At 52.7% G+C, this 15,662-nt stretch carries 17 protein-coding genes; 15 read left to right on the top strand and 2 right to left on the bottom strand.

Annotated features, from left to right (window positions below; translation table 11 throughout):
* Positions 1-163: 163 nt before the first annotated feature.
* The gene (locus QZN75_RS06880) at positions 164-1,291 is read right to left on the bottom strand and encodes a hypothetical protein (protein WP_292426499.1); all 1,128 of its coding nucleotides are present in this window, start codon (positions 1,289-1,291) and stop codon (positions 164-166) included.
* Between the two features lie 5 nt (positions 1,292-1,296).
* Positions 1,297-2,487: a tubulin/FtsZ family protein gene (locus tag QZN75_RS06875; protein ID WP_292426497.1), complete on the bottom strand. Its 1,191-nt coding sequence runs from the start codon at positions 2,485-2,487 to the stop codon at positions 1,297-1,299.
* A 194-nt stretch (positions 2,488-2,681) separates the two neighbouring features.
* On the opposite strand from QZN75_RS06875, the gene QZN75_RS06870 reads away from it, so the two are divergent.
* The 15 genes from QZN75_RS06870 (at position 2,682) to QZN75_RS06800 (ending at position 15,494) form a co-directional block, all read left to right on the top strand.
* Positions 2,682-3,908, top strand: a complete 1,227-nt coding sequence (locus QZN75_RS06870; RefSeq protein WP_292426494.1) for an NAD(P)/FAD-dependent oxidoreductase — start codon at positions 2,682-2,684, stop codon at positions 3,906-3,908.
* Entirely contained in the window at positions 3,909-4,625 is a 717-nt protein-coding gene (locus QZN75_RS06865) for a glycosyltransferase (RefSeq protein ID WP_292426492.1), read from the top strand.
* Positions 4,609-5,580, top strand: a complete 972-nt coding sequence (locus QZN75_RS06860; RefSeq protein ID WP_292426490.1) for a lysylphosphatidylglycerol synthase transmembrane domain-containing protein — start codon at positions 4,609-4,611, stop codon at positions 5,578-5,580. Before QZN75_RS06865 ends, QZN75_RS06860 begins: the two co-directional genes overlap by 17 nt.
* Positions 5,570-7,570: a DUF2298 domain-containing protein gene (locus tag QZN75_RS06855; protein ID WP_292426546.1), complete on the top strand. Its 2,001-nt coding sequence runs from the start codon at positions 5,570-5,572 to the stop codon at positions 7,568-7,570. Before QZN75_RS06860 ends, QZN75_RS06855 begins: the two co-directional genes overlap by 11 nt.
* A 150-nt stretch (positions 7,571-7,720) precedes the next feature.
* Positions 7,721-8,089, top strand: coding sequence for a 50S ribosomal protein L7Ae (gene rpl7ae, locus QZN75_RS06850; protein ID WP_292370270.1), 369 nt, complete (start codon positions 7,721-7,723; stop codon positions 8,087-8,089).
* A 9-nt stretch (positions 8,090-8,098) separates the two neighbouring features.
* Positions 8,099-8,308 carry a 30S ribosomal protein S28e gene (locus tag QZN75_RS06845; RefSeq protein WP_012106229.1) on the top strand — a complete coding sequence of 70 codons (210 nt, stop codon included), beginning with the start codon at positions 8,099-8,101 and terminating at the stop codon, positions 8,306-8,308.
* 5 nt (positions 8,309-8,313) lie between these two features.
* Positions 8,314-8,505 (top strand): 50S ribosomal protein L24e, encoded by a 192-nt coding sequence (locus QZN75_RS06840; protein WP_292426488.1) that lies wholly within the window; start codon positions 8,314-8,316, stop codon positions 8,503-8,505.
* A 6-nt stretch (positions 8,506-8,511) separates the two neighbouring features.
* Positions 8,512-8,964 (top strand): nucleoside-diphosphate kinase, encoded by a 453-nt coding sequence (gene ndk, locus QZN75_RS06835; RefSeq protein WP_292426486.1) that lies wholly within the window; start codon positions 8,512-8,514, stop codon positions 8,962-8,964.
* Positions 8,965-9,014: 50 nt separating this feature from the next.
* A complete protein-coding gene (locus tag QZN75_RS06830; RefSeq protein ID WP_292426484.1) occupies positions 9,015-9,665 on the top strand; it encodes a MarC family protein in 651 nt (216 codons plus the stop codon).
* Positions 9,666-9,891: 226 nt separating this feature from the next.
* The gene (locus QZN75_RS06825) at positions 9,892-10,689 is read left to right on the top strand and encodes a nitrilase-related carbon-nitrogen hydrolase (protein WP_292426482.1); all 798 of its coding nucleotides are present in this window, start codon (positions 9,892-9,894) and stop codon (positions 10,687-10,689) included.
* Positions 10,690-10,743: 54 nt separating this feature from the next.
* Positions 10,744-11,949: a threonine synthase gene (gene thrC, locus QZN75_RS06820; RefSeq protein ID WP_292426480.1), complete on the top strand. Its 1,206-nt coding sequence runs from the start codon at positions 10,744-10,746 to the stop codon at positions 11,947-11,949.
* A gap of 5 nt (positions 11,950-11,954) precedes the next feature.
* Positions 11,955-12,524: a DUF5803 family protein gene (locus QZN75_RS06815; RefSeq protein WP_292426478.1), complete on the top strand. Its 570-nt coding sequence runs from the start codon at positions 11,955-11,957 to the stop codon at positions 12,522-12,524.
* Between the two features lie 253 nt (positions 12,525-12,777).
* Positions 12,778-13,053, top strand: coding sequence for an acylphosphatase (locus QZN75_RS06810; RefSeq protein WP_292426475.1), 276 nt, complete (start codon positions 12,778-12,780; stop codon positions 13,051-13,053).
* A 325-nt stretch (positions 13,054-13,378) separates the two neighbouring features.
* A complete protein-coding gene (locus QZN75_RS06805) occupies positions 13,379-14,434 on the top strand; it encodes a DUF5667 domain-containing protein (protein WP_292426472.1) in 1,056 nt (351 codons plus the stop codon).
* A gap of 97 nt (positions 14,435-14,531) precedes the next feature.
* Positions 14,532-15,494, top strand: coding sequence for a transcriptional regulator (locus tag QZN75_RS06800; protein ID WP_292426470.1), 963 nt, complete (start codon positions 14,532-14,534; stop codon positions 15,492-15,494).
* The last annotated feature ends 168 nt before the right edge of the window (positions 15,495-15,662 follow it).

Below are 15,662 nucleotides of genomic sequence, written 5' to 3'. Positions count from 1 at the left end.
ATACAATTCACCGCTCCCATAATATAGTGAAAAGGATCCTGATGCGAACCCATCTGAGGGGCACCTTCTTGTGGGGCAGTGGAGTCCAGCATGATAATCGGGACTCCTATTCTGTATGGAGGTACCTGGCCTTTCTTTAAAAAAGAAACAAGATAAGAAGTACCTATCCCAATTCGTCCCAGTGCGAGCGTTTACGGTAAATGATGACACCGACAATAATTAACACAACTGCTATCACGCCTACAATAATAAGGAGGACACTGGAACTGAATATTGAACCAAGTGAACCAAGCGCCGCAAAGGGATTGGCTTCTACCGCTGCTTTGAACGTAAGTGCATCGTTGTAGGATTGATTTCCTTCTGTAAATGCCTGCTCAGCTTTTGCACGGGCCTGTGCAAAATTACCAGATGTTACCGCATCGTTTGCTGCTGAGATATAACTCACTGCAATTTCCCGTTCAGTGATAATCGTTGACAACCGGGCATCACTTGACGTACTTGAGTTGGCTTGGAAATTAGTGATCAGTACATCGACATTATTGACAGGCCCCTGTGCATCAGAGATTTCTTTTTCTGCCCAGGCTTTATCAATGAGGGTCTCGCCATCAGAGATCGTGGATATTGCCGTATTAATATCATTTAAGGCATCAGTGTATGACGTGGAGGGTAATCCCTGGGCCGTGGTAATCTGGGTTTGGGCATCGTTGTATTTTGCTTCAGCCGCAGAGGTATCGATATCCAGTGCTGCTTTTTCATCGATCTCAGTCCTGAACTGGCTGAGCTGGGAATTTGCATTTGCAATAGCGGTCGTAACATCATTGGTATTGACGACCAAGGTGCTCAGTGTATACGGCGTACTACCCAGATTACCATTTGAATCCACCTCATTAATCTGGATTAATGTCTGCTTTGCGGTCTGCGTTACCGTGGGGGCAGTCCCTTCCAGTGTTACTGCTACTGATACGTCGTCACTGGATTTATAGGTCAGTAAAAAACCATTAATAGTTATTGTCTTTCCCGATGCTTCAGTAAGGCCGTTCGCGACACTGTTCACATTAACGACATAAGACCATGCTGGTTTATCCAATTGAGTATACATTTGGAGAGAGTTTGTTGTTGTTGACCCGCTGGGCTCCTGTACCGTGAAGGATATATCCACAGTAGTTCCCGGCGTCAGGGTACCATTCGGGCTTACCGACATGGAGTTCACCGTATATGCCAAGGATGCTGCCGGTACTATAATTAAAAACAGGGCCGTAATCCAAATCAATCGTGTCAATCCCTTCATCATCAACCTCACTCAAACAACGGTTCGATACCTTCCTCAAACATAGTGGATTTCTTCTCCTTGGATTTAATAACCTCTTCTTTTGTTTCCTTTGCTATATCAAGGAGTTCCTTGATCCGGGGGGCATTGCCAACGGTTGCCAGCATCACAACTGCCGCGACATACTCGCTGTTTACCGGGTAATCTCCCCCTCTCACCTCAACACCGGCAATATTTTCTTCCACCCAGCTCTTGGCTTTTTCGACACCTTTCCGGTCCATCTCGTCCGGGGGTCCTGCCACAAGAACCAGCGCACGTTCTGCAGTGGAATAATCACAGGGAAGCGTAAGACGGCCCAGCATGGCACGGCGGACAAGGCCGACAATCTTTGCCGACCTGTCCTCCCCCATGAGCACTTGCTCATTTGCCTCTTTTTTACCGCCGAATTTATCCTTAATGTTCTCCTTGAGACCACCGAAGATTCCCCTCTGCTGCTTGGTGCGTGTACTGATCACATCACTGATGGCATAACCGACAGAAGTGATGCCACCTCCGCGGAGAGTGTTGATGATCTCACTTGAGTCCACCACCATCTCACCAACACCCATCCGACTCACTTCACCTGCGCGGAAGAGAATTGCAAACCTCCGCACCACTTCGTTATTGAGGCGCTGGAATGCACTCTTGACGCTCTCTCCCTCATTCTTCCATGCACTATTATCAAAAATGAAGGTATTGTCCGCTTCATTTACCAGAGTAGTAAGACTGCGGGCTGCATTGTATGAATAGAGCCGCCCTTCTTCGGGAGCAGGAATAATGCCCAGTGCATACACCGGCTCCCGGTAGATCCTTTTCAGGTGACGTGCAAGCACCGGCGAACCACCGGACCCGGTACCCCCTCCAAGGCCGGCGACAATGACGAACGCATCAACGTCATGCGTTCCGCGGGTGTCGACCGCATTGATAATGCTGTCGATCTCATCAGCCGTAACCCGGGCTCCGGTCACGTTGTCGGTACCCACGCCATGACCTTTCACCAGCGTCTGCCCGATGAGGATGCGATCTTTCATCTCAATATTTTTGAGGCCCATCAGATCGGTCCGTGCGGTATTAACAGCAATACCCCGGAAACTGTTGGTCCCGAGCTTCTTGTCCTGTTCAATGAACATGTCGACAATTTTGCCCCCTGCCTGACCAAAACCAATGAAAAAGACCCGCATCTGGTTACACCCTCCAATGGGCTAACGAATAAGTATTTCCTTTTAATTCTTTTAAGTTCTTTGTTTTAAGAACTTTACATTCGACAATACAAAAACTTTCTTATAAACTCTCGTCATGTTCCGTCGCATATTTCCCAAGTGGGTTCCGGAGCCTTTTTCATTTGATTCTGAACAAATAATACCGGTAACGCACCATGAAAATCGGAATACTCGGGGGGGGGTTGTGTGGGCTTGTTGCTGCCCATACGCTGGCCGGGGAGCACGAGGTTGTGCTGTTCGAGAAGATGCCATTTCTGGGAGGGTGTCTCTCGTCATACCATATTGACGATTACTGGATCGAGCGGTATTACCATCACTGTTTCTCTGGTGACAGGCAGCTTTTTTCCCTCATCCGCGAGCTCGGGTTGTGGGACCGACTTGAATGGCATGCGGGGAGCACCGGTTATTTTTCCCGGGATACTCTATACCCCCTTACGACCCCTTCACAGATCCTGCGCTGGCCGGAACTTTCGCTCACCGATAAGGCAAAACTTGCGTGGCTTACGTTGAAGGCAAAAAAAACAGATCTCCTTTCCCTGGATGACATCCCGGCCGAAACCTACATCCTCGAACATCTCGGCCCCCGGATATACTCCTCATTCTTTGAACCTCTGCTCAAGAGCAAGTTCGGGAAGAACCGGAGCAAGGTATCCGCTGCCTGGCTGATCAGCCGTATCGCCATCCGGTCAGACCGGGGCATTTCCGGTGAACACCTTGGATACCTGAACGGAGGGTTTCACCAGATTATTGACGGTCTTGAAAAATCGATCCTGGGTAAAGGTGGGAAAATTAACCTGCAAACCCCGGTCACATCTCTCTCCAGAAAAGATGGCTGCTGGGAGATCAATGGGGAAAGCGTTGATACAGTCATGTCCACCCTCCCCCCACAGGAACTCGGGAATATTACAGGCCTTATGATGCCGGAGATCCCATACCAGGGCGCTGCCTGCATGACCTTGGGAATGGAGCGTGACGTCAGTGAGGGGATATACTGGATCAACATGAAAGATGAAGGGCCGTACGGGGCGGTTGTGGCACATACTAATTTAGTCCCGCGGGAACGCTACGGGGAGCACATCGCCTACCTCGCTTCGTATTTCAGCGGTACCGTTCCCGCACGGCTCGACCAGAAAATGCGGGAAGACTTCTGTACCCGGTTTGGACTCGAGGAACGGGAGATCCACTGGAGCCGGATGGCGGTCGACCCTTGGGCCGGGCCGGTCTACACAACCGGTTACCGCTCCCTTATCCCTGCATACGAAAAACACGGCATTTATATCGCCGGGATGTTTTCCGAGGAGAACTACCCCGAGCGAAGTATGGAAGGCTCGATCAGTGCGGGCTACCGGATTGCCACGTGCATTCAGAAGAAGGAACACTAAATGGTCGCGCCAGAAGTCACTGCTATCATTCCGGTCTTCAATGACCGGCCTGCGCTCGAACGTGCGATACCCGTATCCATTGAGGTACTTTCTCAGATCACGGACGAATTCGAGGTTATAGTCGCCGAGGACGGGAGTTCTGACGGAAGCACAGCCTTTGTGCGGGAGTTTGAGAAGATTTCATCCCGGGTCCGGTTGCTGCACAATGACGAGCGCCTTGGACGCGGAACAGCACTCAACCGTGCGATCCGGGAGGCCCAGGGATCGATTGTCTGTTACTATGATGTCGATCTCGCGACCGACATGCAACACCTTCCCGAACTGATTGGGGCGATACGATCGGGTGCTGATATCGCAACCGGCTCCCGGCTTCTCCCGGAGAGTGACATACGACGTACGGAAGGCCGCGAGATCGCAAGCAGATCGTACAACTTCCTTGTCCGGTGCATTTTGGGCAGCCGGCTTTTCGATCACCAGTGCGGGTTCAAGGCATTTAACAAGGCAAAAATTCTCCCGATCCTCTCCACTATACGATCGAACCACTGGTTCTGGGACACCGAACTCCTGGTGAGGGCACAACGAAAAGGGTATACGGTCACGGAGTTTCCCGTCCGCTGGCGTGCGGGGAAAGGAACAACCGTCCAGGTAAAGGACGTATTTGGGATGGGTTCATCCATCCTGCGTCTCTGGTGGCAGATCCATGTATCGAAAGATTAGTGCAATCCTGATCCCGACCCTGATCGCCGTCGGGATCATTGTGTATATGCTCTACCGGGTCTGGGATGACCTGCTGACCGCTCTCCAGCACATTGTTCCCGCCTATCTGGGAATCGCAATTATTATCTGCCTGGCCGCATGGTGGCTGCGTGGGTGGAGGTATCACCGGATTCTTCTTAGCCTCAATTACCGGATCAAGGTTGCCGTGACCACGGCCTGTGTGTTTGTCAGCCAGACCGTCAACCTGATCGTACCTGCCAGACTTGGTGATTTCATCAGGATCTTTATCCTGAAACATGATTACAAAACGACATACTCGGAAGGCATCTCTTCGATTGTGGTCGAACGGATCTTTGATATCATCACTGTCGCCTTGCTCGGGGCGGTCTCTTTCTTCTTTATCCCCAATGTCCCGGGTTGGATCTATCTATACATCATTGTCCCCCTTGCGATCGGATTTGCATTTTTTCTCTTCCTGATAATTGTCGGAAAACTGACCACCACAAACAAGTACGTCCGGTACATCCTGACCATGCTCGAAGAGATCAGGAGGGCTTCGCTCACCCTGCGCTCTATTGTGATTCTCGGAGCATCTTCGATTGTAATCTGGATGCTTGACATCCTTGTTTGTTACTCGGTAGTAACGATGTTTGAGCAACAGATCCCGTTTGCTGTTATCGTGCTCGCCATCGTGATCGGGAACCTTGTGAAGGCAGTGCCGATTACCCCCGGGGGAATTGGAACCTACGAACTGGCGGTCGCGGCAACCTTTGAGATCGCAGGAATTGCCCCGGCCGTGGCTTTCCTGATCGCAGTGATCGATCATCTCATCAAAAACCTGATCACTCTTGCCGGCGGCATTGTTTCCATATACTATCTCGGCGATTGGGTGATCCCGACGATCAAATCGGCCCTCAATGCAAAACTGAACGGGGGAAAGACATCTGACCCCTGATTTCCAGATCCTATCGGTTGTAAGCTGGCTGCTGGTCACGAGTTTGTTGCAGTTAGCGATCTATCCAACCCTCAAAAAATGCTTCCGGCAGTACGCATTCCCTGCTGCATTTGCCGCATCGCTCCTTATTTTCACAATTCTCACATGGTACTGTGGCCTTGCCCGTTTCCCGGTACAGCTTGCGCTTGTGCCTTTTGTTCTGCTCTTTATAAATCACCTTTACCGGCGTGATTATGCATGGAGCGAACTCAAAAAAGAGTGGCACTGGGAATTCATTTTCCTCCTCTTCTTCTTTTTGATGCTCACGGTGAGATTTGTCAATCCCACCATCTCCTATGCAGAGAAGTTCATGGACCATGCTTTCCTCGCATCCATCATGCGAAGCCCGGTCGTACCTCCTCTCGACCCCTGGTTTACCGGGGGCACGCTGGACGTGTATTATTATTTGGGCTACTGGATTTTTGGCTGCCTTGGCATTGTAAGTGGCGTTCCCTCGAACATTGCATTCAACCTCTCCCTGCCAACAGTACTTGGTGTCGCTGCTGTAACCGTCTATGCGATTGGCACGCTCCTGCTCGACCGGTTCCGCTGGTTGCCGCTGCTCATCTTCTTCATTCCCAATCCTTCGCTCTTTTACCAGCTCTTCACAGGAAGCAGTATCAGTTCTGCGCTCTGGGACAGCACCCGGACGATCACCAACACCATCAACGAGTACCCCGTTTTCTCGTTTACCTGGGGGGATCTCCACGCCCATGTTATCTCGATATTTAACCAGGCCTTTTTGATCTTCTTGCTGCTTTACCTGTACAAATATTGGGACTCACTCGAATCAAAGAGTAAATGGATAATGTGCAGCCTTGCCGCACTCAGCCTTGGCTCCATGCCCCTGATCAACACATGGGATGTACTCATCTACGCGCCAATTACGGTCATCTTTGCTGTGCTGATCATCCTGCGGGGCAGGGAACAGGGACTGGGGATCTCATCGTGGGGCCATCTGATCGCGATCCCTCCCCTTGCCATTCTCGTTTACCTTCCTTTTTACCTGATGCTTAAAACGAGTGCCGGTGGGATTGCAATCGTAAAGACACCATCAGATCCCTTCCAGTTTCTGCTCGTGAACGGCTGGTTTATCGTCATCTTCCTGCTGCTCCTCATAAAAGACATACGGGAGCGGCCGTACCTTGTGCTTATCGCAGTACCGTTTATCCTTGCCGGTTATACTGCTGCAGCAATTGCTGCTATTCCCCTCATCTATTTTATTGCAAAAAAGGAGCACAGCCTCCCGGATATACTTGCCATTTTTGGGCTTTTGCTTCTCATTATCGTTGAATTGTTCTATCTCAGGGACAATATGGGAGATACCTATTTCCGGATGAACACTGTCTTTAAGTGCTACCTGCCCGCGTGGATCATCCTTGGCATCAGTGCGTTCGCGATGGCGGGCGCATGGCTCGCCCGGCCCGGGCGCGTACCATTTATACCTGCAAAAAAAAGTGCAGTATTAGCCATAGTGGTAATTGGCATCCTGTTTATCACGCCTTTTGTGATCCCTCTCGATCTCAATTATGGGAGCCGGACACTTGACGGGCTTGCTTACCTCGATACAGCGCACCCGGGCGATGCGGGAGGTGTTGCATACCTCAGGAACCTGACCGGGGACGAGTGCATAATCGAGGCGGAAGGCGGCGACTACACCTATTATTCCCGGATCTCATCGTTCACCGGTATCCCTGCGATCATCGGCCAGCCGTTCCACGAGTTTATGTGGCGCGGGGATACTACGGGCTGGTACAGCACCCGGCCTGTCGATATCAAGTCAATCTATGAAGAGCCGGACCAGACGGTTGTCTTAATGAAAAAATACAACGCAACCCTGCTCTATGTCGGGGACTTGGAGCGGGAAAAATACACCGTAAACCTCCCAACCTCCGGGCTTGAACTGGTATACTCTGACCATGGCACTGACATCTACCGTCTTGCCGGGTGATGCGCACCAGCCCGGGTATGAGAGATGCCGGGACGGGAGCGCCTCCATCGTTCACAAACCTTTATTTCTCCTCCTGATGAAATGATATGGCTGCATCACTGCTACTGATGAGTAATGAAGGGGCAATCAGGCTCCTGAATGAGGTGAGTTATGGCAAAAGGATACGTAAAAACCGAGGCTCCTGAAGAGCTCCAGAACAAGGCGCTTGAAGCCCTTGAAGTTGCAAGAGACACCGGAAAAATCAAGAAGGGTTCAAACGAGGCAACAAAAGCCATCGAACGCAGCGCTGCGCTGCTTGTTTTAATCGGCGCTGACGTCGAACCCGCAGAGATTGTCATGCATCTGGCTCCGCTGTGTGATGAGAAGAAGATCCCCTATATCTTCATCAACAAACAGAACGATATTGGTGCCGCCAGCGGCCTTGACGTCGGCTCTGCCGCCGCAGCGATCGTCAAGCCCGGCAAGGCGAAAGAAGTGATCGAGGATCTCGCCAAACAGCTGGTTGCCTTAAAGGCATAAGGTGCAATCATGGCAGACGACGCAACGCCCGCTGAAGTCATAGAGGTCGTCGGTTCCACCGGTATGCACGGGGAAGCGATGCAGGTCAAATGCCGGATCCTTGATGGCAACAACAAGGGGCGTATAATCACCCGCAACACGGTCGGCCCTATCCGGGAAGGAGACGTTATCATGCTCCTTGAGACTGAACGTGAGGCAAAGAAACTGTCGAGGCGGTAAAGAGCATGGTCGAACAGCATATCTGCAGTTTCTGCGGTGCACAGCTTGAGCCGGGCACCGGCAAGATGTTCATTAAAAAAGACGGCACGATCTACTATTTCTGCAGCACCAAGTGCCAGAACAATCACAAACTGGGCAGGGTTCCCCGCCGGGTTGAGTGGACAGCTTCAGGACAGAAGGGTGCAAACAAGGAGTGATCTCTCATGGATCGCACCTTTGTGATGGTCAAGCCGGACGGCGTCCAGCGCGGACTTGTCGGTGAGATCGTCTCCCGGCTTGAGGCAAAAGGCCTCAAACTCGTGGCAGCCCGGTTCGAGAAGCTGCCCGAAGCCCGGGTCACTGAGCAGTATCGGGAGCATCTCTCAAAGCCATTTTTCCCGTCCCTGAAAACCTATATCATGGGAGGCCCATGCTTCCTGATGGTGTGGGAAGGCAGGAACGTGGTTGCGATCGTCCGCAAAGTGATCGGGGCTACGAATCCGCAGGAAGCGGCACCGGGCACCATCCGGGGCGATTTCGGGATTGATATCGGCAGGAACGTTATCCATGCTTCCGATTCTCCCGAGAGTGCCACCCGCGAGATCGGCATTCATTTTAAACCCGCAGAAGTATTCACATACACCCGGATCGATGAATCCGTGTTATACGAATACTAAGTTCTTTTTTTACCATAACCTCTATTATCCATAAGAACAGTCTCTTCTTCATGGCCGGCGATCTGCTCAGTTTCTCCCTGCTGTGCCTCTCTTCCATTATCATTATCGTCAACCCGCTGGGTGCGACGTTAATCTACGTTTCCCTGACAACAAACCTCGAAAAGCCGGTAAAGGTGCAGATCATTCGGGATGCATGCACAATTGCCCTTATAATCCTCATCGTTGTGGGTCTCGCAGGGACTGTGATCCTCCAGGTCTTCGGGATCTCTCTTGAAGCATTCCGGATCGCCGGAGGCATCCTGCTTTTTGGTATCGGTATGGAAATGGTTTACGCAAAGACCTCCCGGACCAAACTCACGGCAACAGAAAAATATGAATCGCGGGACAACGAGGATGTCGCCGTGATGCCACTTGCTATCCCCATGATCGCCGGCCCCGGGGCGATCACCACCACCATTGTGCTTGCCAACGAAGCCACGGGCATGTCCACTCTTGCGTGGCTTGTGATCTTTGCGTCGATCGGAATTGCGATCGGGATCACCTATTTTATGATGCGGCACGCAGACTACATCATACGCAAGGTCGGCCAGCGGCAGTACCGGGTGATCAACCGAATGCTTGGTATGCTGCTTATGGCCATTGCCGTGCAATTTGTGATCACGGGGATAAAGACAGCGTTTCCGCTGATGGGTGGATCATAATGTCTGACTGGGACATTACAACGGCGGGTCTGATTCTTGTCGGGTGCAGTATCATTGCTGCAGGGATTCATCTTGGCTGCCATGGTCCTTTGTTTTCTCCATTCATTTATCCCGTTCCTGTTGCTCACTGCGATCGTGCTTGTCATAATGGGTGCCGCCGTGATCCTGTATGTTGACCGGAAATGCAGGCAGGATGCCTGATTCTGAGTTTTGAGGGGGCCAGCCGATGCGATGCTGCAGCGCCCAGATCGACGGAGTCTGGGAATCGCCGGAACAGACGCTTGAAAAAGCAGAGCAGGTTTTTTGTGATGCTGCCCGGGCCAAGGCGGCACTTATATCGTTTCCCGAGCAGTTTGCAACCGGCTGGGATCCTGCATCGAATAAAAATATCGAGGATATCACCGGCATCACGGTGACCGGCCTTCGGAAACTGGCAAAGAAATACTCGATCGCCGTTGTCGGATCGTTCCGTGAAGCGTTCTCCCCAAAACCGAGGAACACGTCAATCGCTATCGGGAACGACGGTGAGATCCTTGCGACGTACTCAAAGATCCATCTTTTTACGCCCGGCCACGAAGATCTTGCGTTTACCCCGGGCGCCGGGCTTGCAGTATTCACTATTGAGGGGGTGCATTTCGGTCTCGCAATCTGCTATGACCTACGTTTTCCGGAACTTTTCCGGTTGTACCGGCGCGAAGGGGTACATGCGGTCGTTGTCCCCGCAGCATGGCCAAAAAGCCGGCTCCGGTACTGGGAACTCTTCATCCAGTCCCGGGCGGCGGAGAACCAGATGTATGTCGCAGGAGTGAATACGACCGGCACGAATCCTGTCGACATATATTCCGGTGCATCCATGACCGCCGATCCCTACGGGACTATTATCGCCCGGGCCGGCGAGGGAAACGAACTATTGTACTATGAGATTGATCCTCTGCTGGCGGAACAAACCCGTCGGGACTTTCCCGTAGAAAACGACCGAAAAGACGCGTTGTATGTCTCTCTTATGAGAGAACAACCAAAGTAACTGCCTCGTATTTTAACGCTTGCCTATATGTACCCGGAAAACCAATACTTGTCCATGTACCATCTCGTGTGCGTTCACTGCGGTGCCACATATCCCGCTGACGAGATCATCTATAACTGTAAAAAATGCGGTCACCTGCTGGCGGTAAACTATCCGCTCGATGAGATCACCGTAAAGCGGGCAACCTGGAACGCACGCACGCTCTCGGTCTGGCGCTATAAGGAACTGCTGCCGGTGCATATCGAGCCTGTCTCCCTCCAGGAGGGGGGTACTCCTCTCTATCACTTACAACGCCTCGGGGACGAGATGGGCCTCAAATACCTCTACGCCAAGCATGAAGGCATGAACCCCTCGGGCTCGTTCAAGGACCGGGGGATGACGGTGGGCGTCTCGATGGCGCTCCAGCTCAAAAAGAAGAGCGTTGCCTGCGCGAGTACGGGAAACACCTCGGCGAGTCTCGCGGTGTACGCGGCAAAGGCCGGGATCCCGGCAGTCGTGCTCCTGCCGGCGGGGCACGTGGCAGTCGGTAAGATTGCACAGGCACTGATGCACGGCGCAAAGGTCATTTCCGTCCGGGGTAATTTCGACCGTGCGCTCGAGATGGTTCACGAGCTCTGCCTCACCCACGGGCTGTACCTCCTGAACTCGATCAACCCCTACCGGCTGGAAGGCCAGAAGACGATCGGATTTGAGGCGGTCGACCAGCTGGGTGGTGTGCCCGACCGGTTCGTGCTCCCGGTAGGGAACGCCGGCAACATCTCCGCTGTCTACAAAGGCCTGCTCGAACTCGAAGCCCTCGACTTCATCGACCGGCTGCCAAAGATGACCGGTATCCAGGCCGCCGGATCGAGCCCGGTGGTCCGGGCGATCAAGGGCAACCTGCCCGAGGTCGTACCCGACCTGAACCCCGAGACCCTTGCATCGGCGATCCGGATCGGTGCACCCGTGAACGCGGAGAAGGCGCTTGTTGCGATCCGTAAGACCGGTGGAACGGCCGAATCGGTAACGGACGATGAGATCCTTGCGATGCAGCGCGACCTTGCGCGGAAAGAGGGTATCGGTGTCGAGCCCGCATCTGCCGCATCAGTGGCCGGCATCCGCAAACTCGTAGAGATGGGAGCGATCGACCGCGACGAAAAGATTGTCTGCGTTGTGACCGGCCATCTCCTGAAAGACCCGGACACGGTGATCAAACAATGCGAACCCCCGACAGAGATCGACGCAGATTTGCCCTCGCTGCTCTCTGCGCTGCACTTATAATTGCGGTGGCAGTCCCTTCTGCAGCGGCACTCAACGCCACATATCTGGTGCTGCCCAACGGTACTTCGTATGCCGCATCGGTCGACCTCGCGGATGCGTCAAATTACATGTTTGCCGATACGGGCATACTCGGTGAGAATGTACCAATTACTGTTACAAACGTAACCTTGGTTGCAGACAACGGCACGCCGGTGGACTTCAACTGGACAAAACAGTGGAGTGCCCCCTCATTGATCACATTCCCAAAAGGGAACTACACAGTCGCCTATATTGCACCCCTGCGTGACAATCATCTCCAGGGCAATTACCTCACGCCATACAACGTGAATGTGACCCTGCCTGATGAGTATGATGTGCGGAACCCGCTCCTTGCCGGGTTAAGTCTGGGTGCAAATGTGACCCGGTTTCCGGACAACTCCACGCAGGTTACGTGGAACAAAACGACGTCGTTCGATCTCCGGTTTTACGATCAGGGCCGGGAAGACCTGCTCTACATGTTCGCTGAGTTCATGATCATCCTCGCAGTAATCCTGCTGATGCCGTTTTTGTTGATGAGAAAACCGCCTCAGGTATAAAACCGTCCCGGTGAACCGGGTCCGGTTCTTTTTTATTGCAGAGTATCTCTGCCTCCACAAGTCTGCCGGTACCGTCTGCGAGAGGGGGAAAACTGTCCCAGAGCCCCGCGTGGGCCGGTGGGGTATCCCCACCATGAGGGTACATGGGGGAAACCCCCAAGGCTTTCTCCTGCTCACAACGACCAAAAAAAGGCTTCCGTCGCCCTGTACAAAACGGCAAGATTTAAAACGATGCTTCCCCAGCTCAGGAGTAATGATGAGGGCTACCGCAGTGGCAACCGGAAAGGTGCAGGGTGTCGGGTACCGGCAGTTTGTCTCGGCCTGCGCTCACCATCTCGGGTTGCATGGCACGGTACAGAATATGCCGGATGGTTCGGTGCAAATAATTGCGGAGGGGTCGCTTGCGGCACTGGAGGAGTTTATCCGGCTTGTGTGGGCTCACGGGGAGCCGGAAATTCGGGTTGATGGGTTACAGATCACCCCGGGTGAGGCTACAGGAGAGTTCAAGGGATTCTGGGTGAAGTGGTGATGGAGAAAACAGCGCTTGTTAACCCCTCCAAAGCGGATCTCATGCGGGCGGGTGCGGCTCCACCCCACACCGGGTATCTCTGCAGTTTCCCCGCGCGTACTCCCGAGACGGCCACATTCTGACAATAAAATCCCCACAAAAACCCTTGGATCTATTCCCTGCCAGAAATCGCCCCGATTGGCTGGCTGAACAATCCTGAACAATTCCGCGCCAAAGGGAGATGACACGGACAAACGGAATTTCCCCGAACCGTAACGAGCCTTAAACCACCCCAAAGAAGACTCATTGATCAGCGGCCCACAGCCGAACAAAGGAGTGAAAAAATATGAGAACCAGATTTGGCGTGCTCCTTTTACTGGTAGCACTGGGATTTTTCTGTATTGCAGGAACTCCTGTCGCAGCAGACTCTGCCAGCGGTACGCACGCAGCGCAGGCATCGAATAACCCGCAGGATATCGGAGGAATCGGCCCCGAGAACCCCCTTTACGGATTCAGGATCGCACTGGAAAACTTCGATGAATCCTTCACCTTGAACCAGAGCGAGCGGCTCGAAAAAGAGATCAATCATACTGATCTCCGGCTTTCCGATCTGCAAAGCGCACTGGCTGCCAATAACACCGATGCCATAAACCGGACCTTGGACCTCTACTGGCAGAAATTTAACCAGACTGAAGATTCTATCGGACAACTGGCGTTCAACGATACACTCAATATGACTACGCCAAACGGGACCAAACCCATGCTGGGCCCAAATGACACGGGTCTTGAAAACGCGCTGGACATGTTCAACCGGCACCAGGAAATATTCCAGAATCTCACGCAGAAGTATCCTGACAACCGGGGCCTAGCCCGGGCATACAACAACAGCCTCGAACAGGGACAGAAATTTAAAGAGAAAATTCAGGAACGCAGCCGGTTTGGCAAGGATAACGGTAATAAAGATCATACGGGAACAGCGGACAACAGCATGTTTGTGCCATCAGATCATCAGGATTTCAGAAACCTGAATCAGGCAGAAAACGGGAACATAACCGCATCTCCGGATGACATGGGGCAATCCGGCCGCTTCGGAAACAGTACTTTCCCGCAGGGTGCAAACCAGAGCTGGGAGCAGATAGGTGGTACCGCAAATATAACTCCGCACATGCCTGACAGCACAAACCAGAGCGCACATAACCAGGATCAGCGACAGCAGGAAAACCCCGGAATGCAGCGAGGTCAGGGCCAGTCCTCTGATCATCAGGTAACTGGAAATGGCAACTCAAACACGGCAGATAACCAAGGGAACCGGGATAACAGTGGCGCGGATAGTAGTTCAAGGAACGGAAATACAAATGGGAATGGGAACAATAACGGGAACTCCAGGCAGTTTGCCCGGTAACCCCCCGTTTTTTGATCCGCAGCCCGGATTCGTTTCACCAGCTGCGATCAGGTATTTTTTATAGAGGATACAATCATGATCAGGAACAAGGTGTCTCATGAATAAGACCCGCGGATACAGGATCCTCGCACTCTTCATCCTGGTTGTACTCTGCATTATTCCGGCGACATGGGCCGCAGGGACACTGGATTACACCACGACCTATACGATCACCCTTAAGGATGACGGTACAGCACTCTGGAACGTGGAGTACCGGACGCCTCTCGCTAACGATAGTGATATCAGTACCTTTGAAAATTACACCCGGGACCTGGATTCCATCTACCTTCCCGAGATCGAAAGTCTCATGAAAAATTCCGCGGCACAGGCAGCGGCCGGCACTGCACGCCAGATGACCGTTGAAAATTTCACCGGTAACGCAGCGGTCCAGACAAACCCCACCGGAAAATTCGGTGTGGTCACTATCTCATTTTACTGGACGCACTTTGCCGTGCCGGATGACGGCCTGACCGTGGGAGATGCCTTTGTCGGCGGGTTGTACCTTTCAAAGGATAATACTCTTATCATCCAGTATCCTTCAGGATACATAGTATCAGCCACGGAACCGGCACCGGATCAGCAGGGAAGCAATGCGCTGGTCTGGTATGGGATGAGATCCTTTGGAGCCGGCGAGCCAAACATCGTGCTTGAAAAAACAGCGTTCCCGCCCGTACCTGTTGTCGCAGGATTTGTTATCATTGTTATAGCCGTGGCGGGTCTGATTATGTACCGGCGAAAAAAACACGATCCCCTCCCTTCCGCGTCCGCATATTCACCCGAAGAGCCGGATGATCCTTCACCGCCCTTATCCGAAGCGGACAGGATCGGTGTTGAGGACCGGATCCTCCAGCAGCTCCGGGCAAATGGGGGGGAACAGTTCCAATCTGATCTGGTAAAAGTCCTTGGTATCCCGAAATCCACCCTGAGTTCAACCCTCAACGATCTTCACCAGAGACAGATCATCATAAAGGTAAAAAAAGGGCGGGAAAACCTGATCCGGCTCGCAGAGGAGCCCCGGTAATTCCTCTTCACCCATTTTCATGATTAACATGGTATGATTCCCCCCGCCCGATCCCCGGTCCGGCTCAACAGGGAATTTGGTTCATGGGTCACGGACATTTTTTCCGGTTTGAAAATTTTTTGTTAGGGGCGGGAGGACCCAACCTGCCGGGCAACTGCACATAACGGC

This window comes from Methanoregula sp. (assembly GCF_003170075.1).
GTDB lineage: Archaea > Halobacteriota > Methanomicrobia > Methanomicrobiales > Methanospirillaceae > Methanoregula.
This window is presented reverse-complemented; position numbering and strand designations above follow the sequence as displayed.

Coding starts and splice junctions, on each gene's coding strand:
- QZN75_RS06880 (WP_292426499.1), bottom strand. CDS start 1,291: ATGATGAAGGGATTGACACGATTGATTTGGATTACGGCCCTGTTTTTA.
- QZN75_RS06875 (WP_292426497.1), bottom strand. CDS start 2,487: ATGCGGGTCTTTTTCATTGGTTTTGGTCAGGCAGGGGGCAAAATTGTC.
- QZN75_RS06870 (WP_292426494.1), top strand. CDS start 2,682: ATGAAAATCGGAATACTCGGGGGGGGGTTGTGTGGGCTTGTTGCTGCC.
- QZN75_RS06865 (WP_292426492.1), top strand. CDS start 3,909: ATGGTCGCGCCAGAAGTCACTGCTATCATTCCGGTCTTCAATGACCGG.
- QZN75_RS06860 (WP_292426490.1), top strand. CDS start 4,609: ATGTATCGAAAGATTAGTGCAATCCTGATCCCGACCCTGATCGCCGTC.
- rpl7ae (WP_292370270.1), top strand. CDS start 7,721: ATGGCAAAAGGATACGTAAAAACCGAGGCTCCTGAAGAGCTCCAGAAC.
- QZN75_RS06845 (WP_012106229.1), top strand. CDS start 8,099: ATGGCAGACGACGCAACGCCCGCTGAAGTCATAGAGGTCGTCGGTTCC.
- QZN75_RS06840 (WP_292426488.1), top strand. CDS start 8,314: ATGGTCGAACAGCATATCTGCAGTTTCTGCGGTGCACAGCTTGAGCCG.
- ndk (WP_292426486.1), top strand. CDS start 8,512: ATGGATCGCACCTTTGTGATGGTCAAGCCGGACGGCGTCCAGCGCGGA.
- QZN75_RS06830 (WP_292426484.1), top strand. CDS start 9,015: ATGGCCGGCGATCTGCTCAGTTTCTCCCTGCTGTGCCTCTCTTCCATT.
- QZN75_RS06825 (WP_292426482.1), top strand. CDS start 9,892: ATGCGATGCTGCAGCGCCCAGATCGACGGAGTCTGGGAATCGCCGGAA.
- thrC (WP_292426480.1), top strand. CDS start 10,744: ATGTACCATCTCGTGTGCGTTCACTGCGGTGCCACATATCCCGCTGAC.
- QZN75_RS06810 (WP_292426475.1), top strand. CDS start 12,778: ATGATGAGGGCTACCGCAGTGGCAACCGGAAAGGTGCAGGGTGTCGGG.
- QZN75_RS06805 (WP_292426472.1), top strand. CDS start 13,379: ATGAGAACCAGATTTGGCGTGCTCCTTTTACTGGTAGCACTGGGATTT.
- QZN75_RS06800 (WP_292426470.1), top strand. CDS start 14,532: ATGAATAAGACCCGCGGATACAGGATCCTCGCACTCTTCATCCTGGTT.